At 46.5% G+C, this 18,877-nt stretch carries 21 protein-coding genes; 8 read left to right on the forward strand and 13 right to left on the reverse strand.

Annotation, left to right across the window (positions count from 1 at the left end; genetic code table 11):
- Window positions 1-17: 17 nt before the first annotated feature.
- The 3 genes from ACKTRM_RS17680 to ACKTRM_RS17690 all read right to left on the reverse strand — a co-directional run bounded on the left by ACKTRM_RS17680 (window position 18) and on the right by ACKTRM_RS17690 (window position 2,243).
- Window positions 18-518 (reverse strand): YwgA family protein, encoded by a 501-nt coding sequence (locus ACKTRM_RS17680; RefSeq protein WP_007407653.1) that lies wholly within the window; start codon window positions 516-518, stop codon window positions 18-20.
- A 39-nt stretch (window positions 519-557) separates the two neighbouring features.
- Complete coding sequence (locus tag ACKTRM_RS17685; RefSeq protein WP_007407654.1) at window positions 558-1,859, reverse strand: HD domain-containing protein; 1,302 nt, start codon at window positions 1,857-1,859, stop codon at window positions 558-560.
- Between the two features lie 159 nt (window positions 1,860-2,018).
- Window positions 2,019-2,243 carry a DUF1450 domain-containing protein gene (locus ACKTRM_RS17690; RefSeq protein ID WP_003151034.1) on the reverse strand — a complete coding sequence of 75 codons (225 nt, stop codon included), beginning with the start codon at window positions 2,241-2,243 and terminating at the stop codon, window positions 2,019-2,021.
- 202 nt (window positions 2,244-2,445) lie between these two features.
- Here ACKTRM_RS17690 and ACKTRM_RS17695 point away from each other — a divergent pair, with 202 nt between their 5' ends.
- The 5 genes from ACKTRM_RS17695 to ACKTRM_RS17715 all read left to right on the forward strand — a co-directional run bounded on the left by ACKTRM_RS17695 (window position 2,446) and on the right by ACKTRM_RS17715 (window position 6,317).
- Window positions 2,446-3,219, forward strand: a complete 774-nt coding sequence (locus ACKTRM_RS17695) for an RsfA family transcriptional regulator (RefSeq protein WP_012118695.1) — start codon at window positions 2,446-2,448, stop codon at window positions 3,217-3,219.
- A 260-nt stretch (window positions 3,220-3,479) separates the two neighbouring features.
- Window positions 3,480-3,794, forward strand: a complete 315-nt coding sequence (locus ACKTRM_RS17700) for a PadR family transcriptional regulator (RefSeq protein ID WP_012118696.1) — start codon at window positions 3,480-3,482, stop codon at window positions 3,792-3,794.
- On the forward strand, window positions 3,795-4,349 hold the full coding sequence (locus ACKTRM_RS17705) for an HAAS signaling domain-containing protein (RefSeq protein WP_012118697.1): 555 nt from the start codon (window positions 3,795-3,797) through the stop codon (window positions 4,347-4,349).
- Between the two features lie 97 nt (window positions 4,350-4,446).
- Complete coding sequence (locus ACKTRM_RS17710; RefSeq protein WP_007407659.1) at window positions 4,447-5,367, forward strand: ATP-binding cassette domain-containing protein; 921 nt, start codon at window positions 4,447-4,449, stop codon at window positions 5,365-5,367.
- Window positions 5,364-6,317, forward strand: coding sequence for an ABC transporter permease (locus tag ACKTRM_RS17715; RefSeq protein WP_012118698.1), 954 nt, complete (start codon window positions 5,364-5,366; stop codon window positions 6,315-6,317). The genes ACKTRM_RS17710 and ACKTRM_RS17715 overlap by 4 nt, the downstream gene beginning before the upstream one ends.
- Here ACKTRM_RS17715 and ACKTRM_RS17720 read toward each other — a convergent pair.
- The 6 genes from ACKTRM_RS17720 to ACKTRM_RS17745 form a co-directional block, all read right to left on the reverse strand.
- Entirely contained in the window at window positions 6,307-7,143 is an 837-nt protein-coding gene (locus ACKTRM_RS17720) for a hypothetical protein (RefSeq protein ID WP_012118699.1), read from the reverse strand. The two genes, ACKTRM_RS17715 and ACKTRM_RS17720, sit on opposite strands and share 11 nt — an antisense overlap.
- The gene (locus ACKTRM_RS17725) at window positions 7,134-7,931 is read right to left on the reverse strand and encodes a hypothetical protein (RefSeq protein ID WP_023357180.1); all 798 of its coding nucleotides are present in this window, start codon (window positions 7,929-7,931) and stop codon (window positions 7,134-7,136) included. The genes ACKTRM_RS17720 and ACKTRM_RS17725 overlap by 10 nt, the downstream gene beginning before the upstream one ends.
- Window positions 7,900-8,823 (reverse strand): DUF6895 family protein, encoded by a 924-nt coding sequence (locus ACKTRM_RS17730; RefSeq protein ID WP_015240789.1) that lies wholly within the window; start codon window positions 8,821-8,823, stop codon window positions 7,900-7,902. Before ACKTRM_RS17730 ends, ACKTRM_RS17725 begins: the two co-directional genes overlap by 32 nt.
- Window positions 8,824-8,871: 48 nt before the next feature.
- On the reverse strand, window positions 8,872-9,051 hold the full coding sequence (locus tag ACKTRM_RS17735; RefSeq protein ID WP_003151018.1) for a hypothetical protein: 180 nt from the start codon (window positions 9,049-9,051) through the stop codon (window positions 8,872-8,874).
- Between the two features lie 152 nt (window positions 9,052-9,203).
- Window positions 9,204-10,067, reverse strand: a complete 864-nt coding sequence (locus tag ACKTRM_RS17740; RefSeq protein WP_012118702.1) for a lipoate--protein ligase family protein — start codon at window positions 10,065-10,067, stop codon at window positions 9,204-9,206.
- A gap of 46 nt (window positions 10,068-10,113) precedes the next feature.
- Complete coding sequence (locus ACKTRM_RS17745; protein ID WP_003151014.1) at window positions 10,114-11,013, reverse strand: LysR family transcriptional regulator; 900 nt, start codon at window positions 11,011-11,013, stop codon at window positions 10,114-10,116.
- 115 nt (window positions 11,014-11,128) lie between these two features.
- Here ACKTRM_RS17745 and ACKTRM_RS17750 point away from each other — a divergent pair, with 115 nt between their 5' ends.
- On the forward strand, window positions 11,129-12,106 hold the full coding sequence (locus ACKTRM_RS17750) for a YeiH family protein (RefSeq protein WP_012118703.1): 978 nt from the start codon (window positions 11,129-11,131) through the stop codon (window positions 12,104-12,106).
- A gap of 36 nt (window positions 12,107-12,142) precedes the next feature.
- Here the strand turns inward: ACKTRM_RS17750 and pta are convergent, their stop codons facing one another.
- On the reverse strand, window positions 12,143-13,114 hold the full coding sequence (pta, locus tag ACKTRM_RS17755) for a phosphate acetyltransferase (protein ID WP_003151012.1): 972 nt from the start codon (window positions 13,112-13,114) through the stop codon (window positions 12,143-12,145).
- Window positions 13,115-13,375: 261 nt separating this feature from the next.
- Here pta and hemQ point away from each other — a divergent pair, with 261 nt between their 5' ends.
- Together hemQ and ACKTRM_RS17765 are read left to right on the forward strand one after the other, a co-directional pair.
- Window positions 13,376-14,140 carry a hydrogen peroxide-dependent heme synthase gene (hemQ, locus tag ACKTRM_RS17760; protein ID WP_003151011.1) on the forward strand — a complete coding sequence of 255 codons (765 nt, stop codon included), beginning with the start codon at window positions 13,376-13,378 and terminating at the stop codon, window positions 14,138-14,140.
- Between the two features lie 119 nt (window positions 14,141-14,259).
- Window positions 14,260-15,039 (forward strand): SDR family oxidoreductase, encoded by a 780-nt coding sequence (locus tag ACKTRM_RS17765; RefSeq protein WP_007407669.1) that lies wholly within the window; start codon window positions 14,260-14,262, stop codon window positions 15,037-15,039.
- A gap of 16 nt (window positions 15,040-15,055) precedes the next feature.
- Here the strand turns inward: ACKTRM_RS17765 and ACKTRM_RS17770 are convergent, their stop codons facing one another.
- From ACKTRM_RS17770 to ACKTRM_RS17780, 3 genes are read right to left on the reverse strand one after another with little or no spacing between them, the layout of a single operon-like run.
- Window positions 15,056-16,255, reverse strand: a complete 1,200-nt coding sequence (locus ACKTRM_RS17770; protein WP_012118704.1) for a pyridoxal phosphate-dependent aminotransferase — start codon at window positions 16,253-16,255, stop codon at window positions 15,056-15,058.
- A 12-nt stretch (window positions 16,256-16,267) separates the two neighbouring features.
- The gene (locus ACKTRM_RS17775; protein WP_012118705.1) at window positions 16,268-17,449 is read right to left on the reverse strand and encodes an MFS transporter; all 1,182 of its coding nucleotides are present in this window, start codon (window positions 17,447-17,449) and stop codon (window positions 16,268-16,270) included.
- Complete coding sequence (locus tag ACKTRM_RS17780; protein ID WP_012118706.1) at window positions 17,446-18,864, reverse strand: ATP-grasp domain-containing protein; 1,419 nt, start codon at window positions 18,862-18,864, stop codon at window positions 17,446-17,448. The genes ACKTRM_RS17775 and ACKTRM_RS17780 overlap by 4 nt, the downstream gene beginning before the upstream one ends.
- Window positions 18,865-18,877 lie beyond the last annotated feature (13 nt).

Genomic DNA, 18,877 nt, shown 5'->3' on the forward strand with positions numbered 1-18,877 from the left:
GACGAAAGCCATCGCCTTTAACAAATGTGTTTCAGCTCTTCTATGTAGTGAAGCGCCTCATCATATTCTTCATCCGTATATTTCTGTTTGCTTTTTATCGTAAACACTTTCTCTTTCTTTTCCTCAGCTTCAAGGCCGTCAAAATACAAAATCGTAGACACCAGCTCCAAAAACCGGGATGAGCGGCTGTTGACGCTGTCGATGTACTTCTTCATATCCGGCATCGTAAGCTCCGCATGATGTAAAAACTCGGCTCCCGTCTCCGTCAGCGAGTACCGGTATTGAAAGTAGCCGCCCTTTTTTTCCTTCACCTCATCCAGAAACCCAAGATTGCACAGCTCTTCAATTCGAAGCGTCAGTTCTTCGGAATACGGGCCGTAAAAATGAAAATCATATTTTTCGTAGAAAGGATACTGCATTTTCTTCGCGATATAAATGATTTTCTGCAGCTTTTTCCGCCCGATGATTTCTCCAGAATCCGAGAACACCTTCATCAGTTTTGCATGTTCTTTCAACAAATTCCCGACATCTCCTTTTCCTTCTTTACCAAAATCCTTCTATGTCAGTCCCAGCAGCTGCCGGATTTTTAATTTTGCTTCAGGGTTTTCTGAATCGTCACAAATGAGGTCCATCGGATAGTAGAGCTTATGGTCCGTCCGGCGTTTGCCCGAAATGGATTCGACAATGGCGGACTGCCTGGACAGCTCTTTGATCTGGCCCTTCTGCGTTAACAGGTGAATGGGCAGACGCTCCTCCTCTTCACCCGGCCGGTAAAAATCATACGGCAGATCCGATGAAGAATCGACCACTAAATAGTAATTGGGATCAATTCCCGCCTCTTTAAACAGAGCGGTCAGTTCAAAATAAGCCGACATTTCCTCATTGGGGTTAAATTCGGCATATTGAAACAGCTGGCGGTTAATGAAGCGGCGGCACAAGTCGGACAGAATCGGGTCCTCTTCTTCCTCCCAAGCCTGGAAATAATATAAAATAATGGCTTCATCAAGCTTCAGATAATCCGCAAGCGTCAGCTTCCCTTCAAAAATGGAATAAAAATGAACGGGAGCATGAGTGAATATATACCCTTCTTCATGGAGCTGCTTCGCACGGTGGAGAATTTTCGTCAAAATGACTTCAGCGCTTCTCGTCACGGGATGAAAATACACCTGCCAGTACATTTGATAGCGGCTCATAATATAGTCTTCGACGGCGTGCATGCCGCTTTGCTTAATGACGATTTGGTCCTCTCGCGGACGCATCACCCTTAAAATCCGTTCCATATCAAAATGTCCGTAGCTGACGCCCGTATAGTATGCGTCCCGCTGAAGGTAATCCATCCTGTCGGCGTCAATCTGGCTCGAAATCAAGCTGACCACCTGTTTGTTTTTGTATGTTTTGGCAATGACTTCGGCAACATCCTGCGGAAATCCCGGTCCCGCCTTTCTGAGAACCTGATTCACCTCGGTGTCGCCGAGAATGATTTCCCTCGTATAGTCTTCATGATCCAGATGAAAAACCTTTTCAAAGGAATGCGAAAACGGCCCATGTCCCAAATCGTGCAAAAGCGCGGCGCTGAGACAGAGTTCGCGTTCATTGTCATCCCATTCAGGACGCCCTTTAAAAACATCATCAACCATTCGTCTGACAATCTCATAGACGCCGAGAGAATGGTTAAAACGGCTGTGTTCCGCGCCGTGAAACGTCAAATACGTCGTACCGAGCTGTTTGATCCGGCGCAGCCGCTGAAATTCACGGGTGCCGATCAAATCCCAGATCAGCTTGTCCCGCACATGAACATAGCGGTGAACGGGATCTTTAAACACTTTTTCTTCTGATAATTTTCCGTTTGGATACGCCATCGTCATTCCCTCTTTTTTTTAGCCGTGATTCTATTATATCGGCTCTGTAATTTGAAAACATCCTTGAATTTGTCCGGCGTTTTGTTCCAGTTTTCCGTCATTGATTTTTTGAAGCAAAAAAGCCTGACCCATCGGGCGAGGCTGTCGTAAAATACACATTTACTTTTTGATCTTCTTTTTCACTTTCTCAATCAGCTCATCCTCAGTCGGCGCCGACAGCGGGCGGTTGTTTACGAAAGCAAACGATTTTTTGCGTCCGGGCCCGCAATATGACTGACATCCGACCTCCACTTTTGCATCCGGGTCAGCTTCTTTCAAACGCGGCAGCAAAGTCTTAATATTGGTGGCCTGGCAATCATCACACACTCGGAATTCATTAGCCATGATGTACGCTTCCCTTCATTCAATGTTCCTCTATGTTAAATCTTAATTTTAAAAACGAAAAAAATCACATCACATCTCATTGTACAAGGATTCATCTTATCCTGCAAGGCTCTGCGTATCTCTCATTCTTTCAGCCAATTTGTATAAATATTTTCCAATCTGGACATTCTAATACCATCAAAGATATTGGGGGTTGAGAACATTGACAAAACAAAGACAGGACGCCTGGTCGGAGGAAAACGACCTGCTGCTTGCGGAAACCGTGCTCCGGCACGTCCGGGAAGGAAGCACGCAGCTGAACGCCTTTGAAGAGGTAGGCGATAAATTAAACAGAACGTCGGCAGCGTGCGGTTTCAGATGGAATGCCGTCGTGCGCCATCAATACGAAAAAGCGCTTCAGCTTGCCAAAAAACAGCGGAAACAGCGGATGCGCGCGCTCGGAAACGGCCAGCCGGCCAAGAAGAAACTATTATATCAGCCGCCTGCACCGGATGCGGACATCATGCAGGAAACCGCAGCCGAAGAGACGGTTCAAACGGAAGCGCCAAAAGAGGATCGGCAAGCCGTCATGTCCGGCGAACATATGCCTTATGTCGATGAAAGCTTCAAGGAAGAGTTAGCTAGTTTATCACATTTGCTGGCGCCTCAGCAGCCGAGCCAAAAGGCGGAGCTCACAATGGCAGACGTCATTCAATTTCTGCAGAGCTATGAAGGCAGCGGAAAGCAAACTTCCGCCCTGCAAATGGAAAATGACCGTTTAAAACGGGAAAACCAAGAACTTCAGTCTAAAACCGAGCAGCTGGAAGCGGCCGTCGAAAAGCTTGAAAAAGATCAAAAAACCATTCAGGAAGACTACGAAACCTTGGTAAAAATTATGAACAGAGCCAGAAAACTAGTTTTATTTGAAGACGACGAACATGCCTCTCCGTCCTTTAAAATGGACCGGAACGGCAATTTAGAAAAAATGGCCGAATAACGAAAAAACCCCTTTCCTTGTCATGGAAAAAGGGGTTTTTGCCATTTGTCAATGACGCGCATCCTGATCTATATTAATGTAAACATTGTTCAGGAGGCCTTCTTCCCGCAAGGGCTGCGCATCTCGGTCCCCGCCCGCACATAAGCATAAAGATTCAATTCCTCATCCTAAATGGTTCTTGGGAATTATTGATCGATTAGCTACTGTGCAATACACTGTATAGAGAATACAATTATTAGATATGATGGGAATGATAGTAAATGAGTAGCCAATTACGAAAAGGAGCGTTGGAACTTTGTGTGTTGTCCCTGCTTCTTTATGAAGATTTATATGGTTATGAATTAATCAAGATCATAAGTGAAACGTTCCCTGTATCGGAGGGCACCATCTACCCCATATTACGAAGACTTACAAAAAACAACTATTTAAAAACGTATACAGCAGCTTCCGATCAAGGCCCGTCACGCAAATATTACAAGGTAACAGAAGAAGGCGCCTTTTATCATCACACATTAAAATCGGAATGGCTTGACCTGTCCGAAAAAGTGAACAGCATCATTAAGGAGGGAAAATGAATGTGTAAAGACCAATATTTAAAACATCTCCGGCGGGAAATAAAAGATCTGCCGGAACTTGAGCAAAAAGAGATACTGGCCGATATCGGCGAAATATTCCAAATGGGCGGCGCTGAAGGAAAAAGCGATGAACAAATCGCCGGCAATTTAGGAAACCCCAAAACACTTGCGCGCGCCTTAAAAGCGGATATTTTCATCAGTGATGCCGAGGAGCAGAAAACATGGCGCTCCTTTTTCAAAGCATTCGGCCTGATGCTGGGGATGGGCATGTTCAACTTCATGTTTATGCTGACACCGTTTCTTTTTGCCTCTGTTGCGGTGTTAAGTTTGATGGCGATCGGCCTGATGCTGATGACCGGATCATTCTTTCTCCTCGTAAAAGTGCCGATTGTAACAGCCATTTTTAACGGATGTATGGTTCTTGGAGCGGGTATGGCGGTGTTTATGGCCGGATTTGATCTTTCGAAACTGATATTCCGCATCTTTTTGCGCTATTTCAAATGGAATGTCAGCGTTGTAAGGAGGGAAACCATTGAATCGAAAAATGTGGTATAGCATTGCTCTCATTTTAATCGTTGCCGGCCTGATCGGAAGCATGTTCTTCGGTTTTGACGGCTTTTACCCTAAATCATAAGGAAGGTGTGCAAATATCATGACTGAACCAGCCCTGATATTAAAAGATGTCTCTAAAACAATCAATCATACCCCTATTGTACAGTCAATTTCTTTCGATGTGAGAAAAGGCGAGATTTTCGGCCTTTTAGGGCCGAACGGCTCAGGAAAAACCACTATTTTCAGAATGATCGTACAGCTTATTAAAAAAACAGAAGGAGCCATTTCATTCAGAGGCAGACCGGACAGCGACTTTGAATATTTTATGAGACATATCGGGGTTATCATTGAAGGCCCGGATATGTATCCGAATATGACCGCTTTGCAAAACCTAAAATATTTTACTAAACTGCGCAGCACCTCGCTGCGAACGGATGACCTTATGAATACCCTTGCAAAAGTCGGGCTAGAGCAGGCTGCCCGCAAAAAAGTGAAACATTTCTCATTAGGTATGAAACAGCGCTTGGGGCTCGCTTATTCTCTTCTTCACAATCCCGGATTATTAATTCTGGATGAACCGATGAACGGCCTCGATCCTAAAGGAATGAAAGAATTGCGCACCATTCTTTCCGATTTATCGAAGCAAGGGGTTTCCATTTTATTATCGAGCCATTTATTGTCGGAAATGGAGGAGATTTGCGATAGGGTTGCCTATATTAAAAAGGGACGGATTTTAGGAATTGAAGACATGAAGAACAGACATGACCTTGGTCAGAAAAAACTGTTTACCGTCACGGTCGATCATCCGGCAAGGGCGAAAGAAATATTAGAGCAGGACGGTATTCTTCAAGTACAGCAAAAAGACAGCCGCATCATTGAATTGGAAGCGGAAGAAGATACCATCCCGTATGTCATTAAATCTTTGGCAGAGAAAGAGATTCTGATTTCCCGCGTTTCTGCAAGAACTTTATCATTGGAAGAGAAATACATGATGATTACAGATCAGGAGGACGCGGTATGAGCATATTTCATCTGGCGCAGAACGAATTCATAAAAATAACCCGAAAAAAAGGCACACTTTTATCTCTTTTTTTCCTGTTTCTCATCGTTTTGCTGGCCGGCCTTATTATGAATCATGAGTTAGATGCTTCCTCGGATAACAATTGGAAAGAACGGCTTCTCGCCGAAAAAAAACAGGAAGAAATTGATAAACCGGCTGAAACGACAGGCGTTTATTATTCTGCTGATGTTAAGAATAAAGACTATTATTTGGAGCATAACATCAACCCTTATGAATGGAACGGCTGGAGGTTTTTCGGCACGGTTACTTCAAACGGGCTTGAGATTTTCGTCAGCTTGACCGCGATTTTAACCGTCAGCGGGGTTGTTTCTAAAGAGTTTGCCCTTGGGACGATTAAGTTTATCGCTACAAGCCCGAACCGAAGATGGCGGATTTTAACATCGAAATTTCTGGCCTCCCTTCTGTTTACCGGTATGATTTACTTATTTTACTGTGTGAGCTGTTTGCTGATCGGCGGCGTGTTATTCGGTTTTTCCAATGCTTCATATCCGCTCGTCTATACTCATTTAAATGACAGTCTGTATACCATCAGTTCAATCAAAGCATCCGGAATCATTCTGCTTTTGCGTTTCATATCAATTATAAGCATTGTCACCATTGCGTTCACTTTGTCAGTATTGTGCAAAAGCCAGGCGCTCTCCCTTTGCTTATCCATTTTACTGCTGTTTGCCGGCAGTATATTGGGCGGAACTGATTTGCTTGCCCAATTTACGTGGTATAAATTTACGCTCTTTCCGCATTTAAATCTCGTTGCTTATGTAAATAAAAGCGCGGGTGATGCGATTTCAACGTTAAACATCCCCTATTCCATGACGGTTATAGCGATCTACTTTCTTATTTGTTTATTGATTTCTTTTTCCGTCTTTCAAAAGAGAGACATTACAGCATAGACAGAGAGGCGGCGGCATAATGAGCGGACGGCAGGAAATACTGCCGGTCCAGCAATTTGCCGCTGACCGCCCCTTGGTCCATCGCTAATGGATTCAAATAACCGAAGCTCCCGCTGCTTCGCTGCTGAAAGTGTAGAAATTCCCGCCCTTCCCGTATAAAAAGCGCCTCATCGAATTGGAGAAATTTCATAATGGCAGTGTATTTTGCAACGGCGTCAATGTGATACTTTCTGCACTCGGCTAACATTAAACCTGAAAAAGCAAAGTCTGATGTTTTGTACCATTCCGTGAGAAAAGGCTGCAATTCATTCATTTGCAAATAAGTGACGGCATAAAGGGCATCCGCCTGTTCTTCCTGCATGCCGCCCGGTGCCATGAGCAAATCGGCCTCACGTTTCATCCCGGTTTCTAAGAACACGATCAGTTCTTCCGGAGTCACCGCCCCAAAATAAGCCCCTAACACCATGAGGAGCATAGAGGAGGGCTCTGATTTCAGTTCCTCTTGTAAACCGCGGGCCATTTGTTCAAGTCCGTTATGAAAAAAGATGCTTTTTGCGGCATCCATCCTGCGGTACACATGATACGCATACGCGAACAGGACCGGATGGCATTCGTGTGTTTTTTCTCCGAAATAACGGTCTAGGAATAGAATAACTTCTTCTGTATCCTTTCTGCTTTCAAAATGATGACATGCCGCTAAACCGCAAAACAGGTGCATGAGATCATCTGCTTCCATTTCTTCCGGCTGCAGCTGAATGTTCTTCCAAAAACCCAGCAGCCATTCTTCTGTTTTTTTTATATTAAAATGTTCCTTGACTATCTGCATGTTCCACACTCCAGATTCAGAATCTCAATCGCCGGCAGAAGAGCCGGAGCACAATGAATGGATGGATTCTCGTTATTTATATGATGAAGAGCCGCTTGACAGCCATAAAAAAATGGATCGATACACGATTGGATAAATAACATATTGCACAGCTGTTTCATTTTTCGGCTGCCGAGACAAAACACAAGCCATTTTTGAATGGACACCTTCAAGCCGGGATGAAGCAGATGCTCTCCCTCATTCAAATGAAGAAGACAGTACTCGACAAACTCCAGCTCGTTTTCAGCTGTTCTTTTCCATGCGTCATGGAGCAAAGGCTGAAACATCGAATTCTTGTAAAAGCGCACTTTTTCATGGTCAGTTGACATTCCCAGCTCGCTCAGCAAACCGACGAATTCGGCGTATTTAAAATAAGGCCATTCTTTTTTTATAAGATAGCCGTTTTGCAATCCGTGACGTATGACCTGATCATCCGAATCTATTCCCTGCTTCTTTTTATAAGCTTTTGCCGTTAAATAGATATGAATCAACTCATTGACAATGGCCGTGTTACAGTGAAACAGATCTTCCCAGCATGACTTATCAACGAAAGCGGAGGCAATCCTTTCAGTATGTTCTTTTACAGCGGAAGAATGGCTCGTCTTCCTGTAGTACTTGCAGAAGCCGGCAAACAGCTGAATGCTCTTTTGATCCGGAAGCGATTGTTCAGCAAAAGATAATAAAAATTGATCTGTCTCTTCAGCTAATCTATTCAAGTTAATCGTTCCTTTCTGCTCTAAGACAGGCATGCGCGGCACCAGCGGCGACAAGTGTTGTATGATAGCAATGTTTGAACACATCTTCTCTTCGCTGTTCACCTGTCAAACCGGGTTTATGTTGATAGGTGATGCTCGGGACATTCCCCTCTTTCATTCGGCCCTGATAGATTTTATTCCAGGCTGCTTCATAGAGCGGTTTATGGTTGTCCTTATCCATGTTGATATGTAAAAAAGAGCTGCACATCAATAATTCGCTGGTAATATCTAAATTCTCAAGACAGATATAGATCCCGAGAAATTTCAGGACCTTTTCTTTTAAGGACGGCAGATGATACTCTTTATCCGTAAGCGAAGAACATCCCATGTCTGTTATATAAAAAATCGTATGAGTGATGCTGTACGCATCATGATCCGTCATATATGTATTTGGGATATCCTGACCAGCTGCTGTGTAGTGATATAAGTCAGAAAAATCCGTTATTTCCGAGGTTACGCCTGCTCTTTGCAGACTGTACTTCAGATCCATTTTCCGAAAGGGAACTTTAGCAAGGCTGCAATCAAAACGCGCTGCCGTGAATTTTTCCAGCTCCCATATCACCGAAGCCCGTGACGGATGATCAGTCAAGGTAAGAAATTCACCCGCAATAGCCAATCCGGCGAGACCGTCCGGATCAAAATGAATAAATTCTTCAAGCTGATCATTACGGAGCCTTTCTGTAATAAACTCCGTTAAAACAGCAACTTCCTTATCATCTGCCTGATTTCTGATCAGGTAATTGGTAAGAAAAATGAGTTCTATAAATGTTTTAAGGCGCCACCTGAAATCATTCGCTACTTTATGATTCATATCAAAATAATGGATATTTTTAACAATCCATGACAGTGCTCCCCGCTTAATTTCTCTTATATACTCTTGTGTCAAACTCTCACCGCCTCGTCTCAGATGTGTAGGCTCCAAACAGTGATTATCCTACTTTTGAGCGGCTAAATCAGAGAAATTCAAATTCGGGTTTTGATTGTCTTCTTGGCTCGGCACTACAAGCACCCAGCCGCTCCAAGCGAAAGAATTGCCTGATTGTTCTGCATCTCCGGCTAACAAATGTGTCGGGATCGTGATTCTTTTTTCTTCTTTTATTTTTTTAAAGTTCATATCTCCATCTCCTTTAGTTTATAGAATTATTTGGAACCTACATAAATATATTAATCAAATAAGGTATATAATGTAAACTAGTTTTCATATAACACTTCTTTTTTCACTATAACTAAATAGTATATAATTACCAAAAACAAAAAAGCCCGGACTTAGTCCAAGCTTTCCTGCGTGCCGAACACCTTCTCATTCCGTTCCAGCATTCGGGTCAGATTTTTTTCAAATACCATTTCCTCTTCAGGCGATAATCCGGCTGCATACAGGCGTCCGCTGAGTTCCTTCAGTTCAGTCAAAAGCGCCAGCATTAAGTCCTGCACGGTAATGTCCGTTCGCAGCAATTCGCTTAATGAAGCCATCGTTTCGGGCCGGATATCGGGATATACGCCTTTTGTATCGTTGCTTTTGTCTTTTAAAGCGGCTTGATAGAAACGTCTGATCAGATCGGCGCGTTCGCTTCCGCTTTTATCGGCGCAGAGGTAAATCTGAACCGCGGTTCCGCCCCGCAGGCGTCTTTGTGAGATTCCCGCGAATTTTCGGCCGCCGATGCTGAGATCATAGCTGCCCGGACAGTACGATCCTTTAATTTCATATGCTTCAATTTCGGCATGGTGCGGACGCAGCATCCGCCGCACCAGCTCTGTCATCGCCTCGTAGCCTCTGTCGATGTCGATGCCTTTTTTCTCGTCTTCAAAAATAAGCGAGATATTCAATACGCCTTCGTCCAGTACGACGGCGAGGCCTCCGGAATTGCGGACAATGACACGGTAGCCTTCGTCCTCCAGCAATTTCACGCCGTCCTCTAAAAACGGCAGGCGCGTGTCCTGAATGCCGAGCACGATCGTCCGGTGGTGCACCCAAGAGCGTGCTGTCGCAGGCGATTCCCCTTTGCCTACGGAGGCGCACAGCGTATCATCCATTGCGAATGACTGCTTCGCATCAAAATAAGGGCCGAGGCTGGATTGGTCAATGATTCTCCAGCTCGGCTGCATCAGTAAATCAATCGGTTGCTTTCCCATCTATTTTAAATCCCTTTCGTCATAGGCTTTCCATGCATTTATTATATCACTCCGCTTGTGATGATTGAAATTGGCTTTTCAATAGAGCGATGAAGATTTCTTTGTTTTTTGTGTTCTCCATAATGGAAGATTGGATGATAGACAGTTTCCGTTTTAAGGAGAATCCTTTTATCTCAAGCACGGAAATGCTGCCGTGAAGCAGATCCTTTTGCAGCACGCTTTTTGACAGAACGGAAAGGCCCATTCCGCTGATCACGGCTTCTTTGACGCCCTGGTTGCTGCTGATCGTCATCATGGATTTCGGCCGCAGTCCGTTTGATTGAAGGACGTGGTCTAAATATTCCCTCGTTCCCGAACCCTTCTCCCTCGTCACCCACGCTTGATTTTGCAATTCGGCAGCCGGGATGTTTTTTCTGCCGGCGAGCGGGTGTCCGTTCGGTGCGGCAATGCACAATTCATCCTCCATAAACGGCTGAATGTCGAGCTCGTTTTTCCCCGTATGCCCTTCAATTAATCCGATATCGGCTTGAAGCATCCGAACCGCTTCGCTGACCTCCTCCGTGTTTCCGATCATGACGTCCAGGTTCAGCTCGGGATACTCGTCATGAAGCTTTGCGAGAAGCGGCGGCAGAATATATTCGCCGATGGTAAAGCTCGCGGCGATTTTGAGCTTCCCTTTGACATAATGATGATGGGCGTAAATTTCGGATTTCGCCTGTTCGTACAAAAAGACCATCTGCTTGGCGCGCTGATAGAGAATGTCCCCCGTCGGCGTAGTCGTAAAGTGCTTCGGAGAGCGGTTCAGCAAGGCGGTTTGAAATTCTTTCTCCAGGTTTTTAATGTGAAGGCTAACGCTCGGCTGAGAAATCATCAGCTTCTGCGCCGCCTTTGTAAAGTTTTTTTCTTCCACGACGGCAATGAATGTTTTCAGTTCCCCATAATACAAAAAGCATCGCCCCCAATCATTATTTTTCCTAATCGTTTAGATCATATAAATATATTTTACTAATGATTAAGACCGCAGTAAAGTGGAGTTATCAAGATAATGGGAAGTGACTGAGATGAAGATGGTAAAAGGTGCTTCAGTTACCGCAGGAATTGCGTTTGCGGCTTTCTATGTCAGCCGCCTGCCGTTTTTGCATATGTTCGGAATGCTTGTCCTTGCAATGCTGATCGGCATGCTCTGGCGCGCCGTATTCGGACAGCGGGCGGCATTAGAGCCGGGGATCGCGTTCTCAAGCAAATACTTGCTGAAAGCAGGTATCATCCTGCTTGGTATGAGACTGAATCTGGCGGATATCTATCATGCGGGCTGGCACGTATTTGCAATTGCCGTCTGCTGTATGATGTTTGCGGGTGCCGTTGTATACGGACTGTCCCGGCTGTTCCGTATAGATCAGACACTCAGCACGCTGACAGCCTGCGGCACAGCGATCTGCGGAGCGGCTGCCATTGCCGCGATCGCGCCGCAGATCAGATCAAATGAAAATGCAGCCGCCATCAGCGCGGCCGCCGTTTCGTTATTAGGAACCGTTTTTACTGTTGTATATTCTCTTGCTTATCATGGATTGGGCTTTTCTCCTGCGGCTTACGGAGCCTTTTGCGGGGCAACGCTTCACGAGGTGGCGCATGCGGCGGCGGCCGGCAGCGCCGGAGGAAAAGCAGCCGTCGAGATGGCGGTGATCGTCAAACTGACCCGGGTCGCGCTGCTCGTCCCGGCCGCATTCATGCTCGGAATGCGGACGCGCCGCAGCGGAAAGTCAAAGACGGCTTCTGCCGCTTCGCTCCCCATCCCTTGGTTTATCTTCGGATTTCTCGGAATGAGCGCCATCCACACATCAGGCGTTATTTCAGCTTCGTTTTCCGCGTTTCTTGTTCAAGTGTCTTATGTTTTAATCGGCATGGCGATGGCGGGTCTCGGTTTGAAAGTCCATATATCGGCGTTTCGTCATAACGGCTGGCGGGCGCTCGCAGCAGGCTTGATCGGTTCTCTCTGTTTGTCCCTGTTCGGCTGGGCCGCAGTGACGTTTTTTCTATAAAAAAAGCCGGCCCTCGTAAAGGCCGGCTTTTGCGGATTACAGCGCTTGAGCAGCCGTAATTAACGCAAGATTGTAGACGTCTTCCGCATTACATCCTCTAGAAAGATCGTTTACAGGCATATTTAATCCTTGCAGAATCGGTCCGACCGCTTCAAAGCCGCCTAAGCGCTGAGCGATTTTGTAGCCGATGTTTCCTGCTTCAAGGCTTGGGAATACAAATACATTCGCGTCTCCTTTAATGTCGGAGTCCGGCGCTTTTTTCTCCGCGACAGACGGCACAAATGCAGCGTCGAATTGGAATTCGCCGTCAAGCGTAAGCTCAGGCGCTTTTTCCTTCGCAATTTTCACGGCTTCAGCCACTTTGTCCGTCTCGTCTGATTTCGCCGATCCTTTTGTAGAGAAGCTGAGCATGGCAACGCGCGGGTCAATGTCAAACATTTGAGCCGTATTGGCGCTTTCAATGGCGATTTCGGCAAGGTCCTGGCTGTCAGGAGCAATGTTGATCGCGCAATCAGCGAACACATACTGCTCGTCACCGCGGGCCATGATGAAGACGCCTGATGTTTTTTTCACGCCTTCTTTTGTTTTGATGATTTGCAGTGCAGGGCGCACCGTATCAGCAGTAGAATGTGCAGCTCCGCTGACAAGTCCGTCTGCGAGACCTTTGTACACAAGCATCGTGCCGAAATAGTTTTCGTCCAGCAAAGCTTTGCGGGCCTGTTCTTCCGTCGCTTTGCCTTTGCGGCGTTCTACGAAAGCCTGAACGAGTTCTTCCATGCCTTCATATGTATGCGGGTCAAAAATGTCCACGCCGTCAAGCGTAAGATTTAATTCTTTCGCTTTTGCTTGAATGTCTTCTTTATTGCCGACTACGATCGGCTTTAATACCTTGTTGCCCGCCAAGTTGTTGACCGCAACCAGGATACGTTCGTCCAACCCTTCAGGAAATACGATTTTCACATCTTTTCCTGCGACTTTTTCTTGTACTTTTGTAAATAAATCTGCCACGATATACCCTCCTCTATGTTGACAAAAAACGCTTACTTTTACAGCATACTCTTCTTCCAGCTAAATTCAAATAACCAACTTCTATTATAGCGCTTTCAAAAAGAAATCTTATTTTTCTAACTAATTTAATTGACCGTTTGTTCACGGCATAGTTTCTGACACAAGGCTTCGGATTATTCAAGGTTTCTCCACAGCCGAAACGGTTAAACTGTGATATAGTGAAGGCATCAATGTAATGAAAAGATATAGGAGTGAAGATACATGAGTGAGCAGCAAAAAACGAACGAAGCCGCCCAAACGCTTGACGGCTGGTACGCGCTTCACGATTTCCGCACAATGGACTGGACGTCATGGAAGATGTTATCCAGCGATGAGCGCCTGTCGATTATTCACGAATTTACGGGACTGCTTGAAAAATGGGGCGTCGCCCAAAAAGAAGGCAAAGGCTCGCAAACCATCTACAGCATCGTCGGACAGAAAGCTGATTTTATGCTGATGATTCTTCGCCCGACAATGGAAGAGCTGAACGAAATCGAGCTTGAATTTAACAAATCAAAGCTTGCTGAATTTACAATCCCGGCTTATTCTTACGTGTCCGTGGTTGAGCTGAGCAACTACCTCGCAAGCGGAGAAGGCGATCCGTATGAAAATCCGCATGTCCGCGCCCGCCTGTATCCTGAGCTGCCTGAAGCGAAATACGTCTGCTTCTATCCGATGGATAAAAGAAGAAGCGGCAATGACAACTGGTACATGCTTTCTATGGATGAACGCAGAAACCTGATGAGAAGCCACGGCTTGATCGGACGGAGCTATGCCGGCAAAGTCAAACAGATTATCACGGGATCTGTCGGTTTTGACGATTACGAATGGGGCGTCACGCTCTTCAGCGATGATGTGCTTCAGTTCAAAAAACTTGTTTACGAAATGCGCTTTGATGAAGTCAGCGCGCGCTACGGCGAATTCGGTTCATTTTTTGTCGGAAACCGCTTGTCTCTCGACACGCTTCCGAAGTTTTTGCACGTGTAACACCCACCCGCCTGTCCGGCGGGTTTTTCCTTTGTCAGAATTTAAATAAAATTTGCTATTTTTATCATTTTTTTTTACGATGTAAAGGAGATTCCATTTTGGTAAAGGGGTGCAGACAGTTGTCAAAACGAACCGCGTTTATTATGGGAGCCAGTCAGGGGATCGGCAAAGCGATCGCTCTGAAACTGGCGGACAATGGCTTTCATACCGTCATTAATTCACGAGTTCCCGAAAATATCGAATCGGTAAAAGAAGAGATCCTCGCCAAACATCCGGATGCGGGCGTCACTGTTCTGGCCGGGGATATGTCGGACCAGAAGACAAGAGCCGGCATTTTTGAAGAGATCAGATCACAATGCGGACGGCTTGATGTATTGATCAACAACATTCCGGGCGGCTCGCCGGATACCTTTGAAAACTGTGATATAGAGGATATGACAAATACCTTTACGAATAAAACGATCGCCTATATCGACTCTATGAAAACGGCCGCAGCAATCATGAAACAGCACGAATTCGGCAGAATCATTAATATCGTCGGAAACCTATGGAAAGAACCCGGCGCCAATATGTTTACCAACAGCATGATGAACGCCGCTTTAATTAATGCCAGCAAAAACATCGCCATTCAGCTTGCGCCTTTTCACATTACTGTCAACTGTCTGAATCCCGGGTTTATCGCCACAGACCGTTATCACCAATTCGTGAAGAATGTCATGAAGCAAAACGGCATTTCTAAAGCGGAAGCGGAAGAACGGATTGCCTCAGGCGTCCCGATGAAGCGTGTCGGAACTGCGGAAGAAACCGCGGCGCTGGCTGCCTTTCTTGCCTCTGAAGAAGCTTCCTATATTACCGGACAGCAAGTGTCAGCCGACGGCGGCAGCATGAAAAGCATATAATAAAAACATCCCGCTCTCAGCGGGATGTTTCTTGTAATGAAGGAAAGGACAAACCGAGCTTTTGAATCCGCAGCACGAATTCCCTTAAATCGCCCTGCTTGGCCACCATTGATATTCTGACATAACGCTTTCCGCCGCTGCCGAAAATCTCGCCGGGCGTCACGACAACATGGGCATGCTCCAGCAGATAGTCCGAAAACTGGTGTGAAGACTCGAATTCATTCGGAATTTCAGCCCATACATAAAAAGTCCCTTTCGGTTTTTCAATGCTCCAGCCTAATTCCTTTTCACATAACGCCGTGAAAAAGTCAATCCGTTCTTTATATGTGCGCTTCAGACGCTCCGTATGCTCAGGATTTCCTGACAGCGCCGCCGCTGCCGCCTGCTGAAGGCCGCCGAACATGCCGACGAAGACGTGATCCTGAAACTCATTGACCGCCTGAATGATTTTCTCATTCCCCACGGCAAATGCCATTCTCCAGCCTGCCATATTGAAGGTTTTCGAAAATGAATAAAGCTCCGCGCCGACCGTTTTCGCTTCTTTCGCCTGAAGAAAGCTGGCCGGGTTCTGATCAAATTCGAACGCGCCGTATGCAAAATCGTGAATAAGGTGGATGTCATGTTTTTTTGCAAACGCTGCCGCTTTTTCATAAAACGCCTGATCTGCAGTCGCGCCCGTCGGGTTATTCGGGTAATTCAAAAACATCAGCTTGGCTTTTTTCAGGACGGCGGGATCAATCCGCTCAAAATCCGGCAAATAGCCGTTTTCCGGATGAAGCGGCATCTCATGCAGCTCCGCTCTGGCCATTGTAATGCCCGATAAATACTCAGGGTAGCCGGGGTTCGGGACTAAGGCGATATCGCCGGGATTCAGCAGGCATTGCGTCAAAACGTACAAACCAGCTTTCCCTCCGCCGAACAGCGCGACTTCTGTCTCCGGATTGACCGATACCCCGTACTCTCTCTCATAAAATTCCGCGATGGCTTCTTTCAGAAACGGATAGCCTCTGAACGGGCCGTATCCGTGATACGAAGGATTCAGCGCAGCCTCCCGCAATGTTTCAACGATATGCGGCGGTGTGGGGAGATCGGGATTCCCCTGCCCGAGATTAATGATCTGGGCTCCCGTTTTCTCCAACTCTTTTACCTTTTGAAAAACGAGCGAAAATTCCTGTTTCGGAAGTGTCTTGATGACGTCGGACGGTATGATTTCCATCTGAAAGGCTCCTTATAAATGAATTTGCTCTGATTCGTTATTCCGTTCTGAAAAGGATTTATTGACCAGTTTTGTATGCAGAAACAGCCCGCTGACCAAAAGGACGATAAACGCCATGATGACTGCCGCGTCTACAATGTTGATCAGCATGGAACCGACGGCGATGCACAATCCGATGGACGCCTCCGCCACCGAAAAGATCCGGCCCTGAATCTGGTTCGCCGCGTTCTCCTGAACTTTGACCTTCGCCAGCACCTCACCGTATTCCATTGCGATAAAGAAAAGAATGGCGGCAATGACTGACACGGCGAAAATCGGGGTAAACAAAAACAGCGCAAGCGAGACGATCGATAACACTGTAAAATACATCAGCCCTTTATTGTTGTTAAAGCCCCATTTGCTGACAAGACCGGCGCCGATAAAGCCGCCGAAGCCGATACAGAACGTCAGGATGAAATTTCCGATTTCCCCGTCGCCTAAAAAGCGGCTGACAATCGGGAAATAGCTGTAGACGACACCCCACAAAAGCGCCATCGTAATCATCGTGAACATGGCGTTTAACACAAAAGCATTTGTTTTGATTTCCTTCAGGCCTTCTTTAAACGACTGAAAAGCTTCTCTCACGTTTTCTGACTGAATCGGCACGTATTGAAGCTTAATGCGGCTGATGAAAAACGCGGAGACAAGATAGGTCACCCCGTTAAAGGCGACGGCAAGCTCCACAGAACCGCCTAACAGAAAAAGTCCGCCGGCTGCAGCGCCGACAATAATCGAAATCGTCGTGGCTTTTGCAAACAAAGTGTTGATATTTTTAATATCCGCTTCTAAAGACGACATGACCGCGAGACGTGCCGGGTTAAAAAACACGCCGCTTCCGTAAGAAACAAACAGCAGCGCCAGAAAAAGCAACGGATATTCGCCTTTCGGGAGAAATGTCAGCCCCAAAAAGATGACACCTCTGATCACATCCGTCCACAGCATGATTTTCACCCTGTCGAGCCGGTCCACGAGCACGCCTAAAAACGGCTGAAACACCATCGGAATACTGCGGACCGCGATGACGCCGGACGTCACCCAGTAGTCGTGATAGTATGTAGACAAAATGAGCAGAGCCGGGAGAACGCAATAGTCTCCCATAAACGAAAGCGCCTGCCCGAAAAGCAAATACTTAGAGTTCGGTTTCAGCTGTTTCATACCGGTAACGCATACTTTGCAGTCAGCTTCGCCTGCTGCTGAATTTGTTTGATTGATTCGGCCACGTCACCCGAATTGCTTCCTTTCAGCTCGAACGCCGCAATGCTGTTGAACGCTTCGAACAGCCGCAGATCCACGGATGTACCCGCCTCGGCCGCCGAGAAAGAAACGATTTCGGTGTCTCCCTTTAAGACGCCGTCGGGAATGTCAATGCTTTCAATGACGAAATCGACAGCCGTCTCAGGCAGCTGGCCGTTCTCTTTGAAATGCTGAGGATACAAGTGGCAGTCGGCGACATAGCATGGCTCCTGCTCCAATAATCCTTTCGGCAGATCGGCTTCTTTTCCGAAACAGAGAACATCCAATAACAGCTGCGCCATATCGACGCCGAAGACCTTTTTAATATTCGGAATCATGTTCCAGCCCGCAAATCGTGCCGCTGATTCAATCAGTCCGGCTTCCCGGTTTTTCATTAATTTAATCTCTGTATGTGTTGCGCAGTTTTCGAGGCCGAGTCCTTCATTCGCCTTTTTGGCTGCTTCGACGATTTTCCGCTTCGCGTCATCATCCAGGATGGACGGCGTAATATGCGATGTCTCCGTGAATCCGATTTGCGGTGTTTTATCATGAATTGCGACAGGGAAGTATTCTCCGTCGGCCATGATGCCTTCTATGCTGATATAGTCGGAATAACCGCTTGTTTCGTACCAGTCGTCATACTCGCCCTGCAAAAATTCTTCCGCGATAAACGGCGCTTCAAACGTGACCGCTTTCGGTACGTTAATCGACTTCAGGTATTCATTGACTCTGTTAAATTCGGCTTCTGCCGTTTCCCTCTCTTTGATGAGCGTCACGCCGATGGAGCTCGCCAGATATGTAGGCTTCAGAATGAGCGGCGTTCCGATTTCCTGAAGCGCGGCGCGGAAATCTTCCAACGTCGTCACCCGTCTGTTTTTGATAGACTTGACGCCGGCCCGGTTGAAAGCGGCTCTCATTTTGTTTTTATCTCTGGCATTTTCAGCGGCCTGTACGCCCGCTCCCCGCAGGCCGAGACGTTCACACGCTTTTGCCATCGGAGCGATAAACAGTTCATTGTTGGTCGTAATGGCGTCAACCGCGAACATGCCGGCCACCTTGACGATTTCTTCGACTACTTCTTCCTCAGGTTTGTCATGATCTTCATGAGCCCAGTAAATCGAATCGGGATGCTCAAAATCAGCCAGACTCTTAAAATAGTCTTTATCTTTTATGACCGCGACCGAGTATTTTTCAATTAATGCCGCATGAGAGGCTGTAATTGCAAAAGGTCTCGGAATAAAGCTGACGAGGTTGTATTTTTCGGCTGCGCTTTTGTAAAACATATGCGGCGGGCATCCCCCAAGGTCAGCGATAACCAATACTGTTTTTCTCTCCATATGTAAACACTCC

Origin of the sequence: Bacillus sp. D7-8, from assembly GCF_052055895.1 — a bacterium.
Classification (GTDB): domain Bacteria; phylum Bacillota; class Bacilli; order Bacillales; family Bacillaceae; genus Bacillus; species Bacillus velezensis.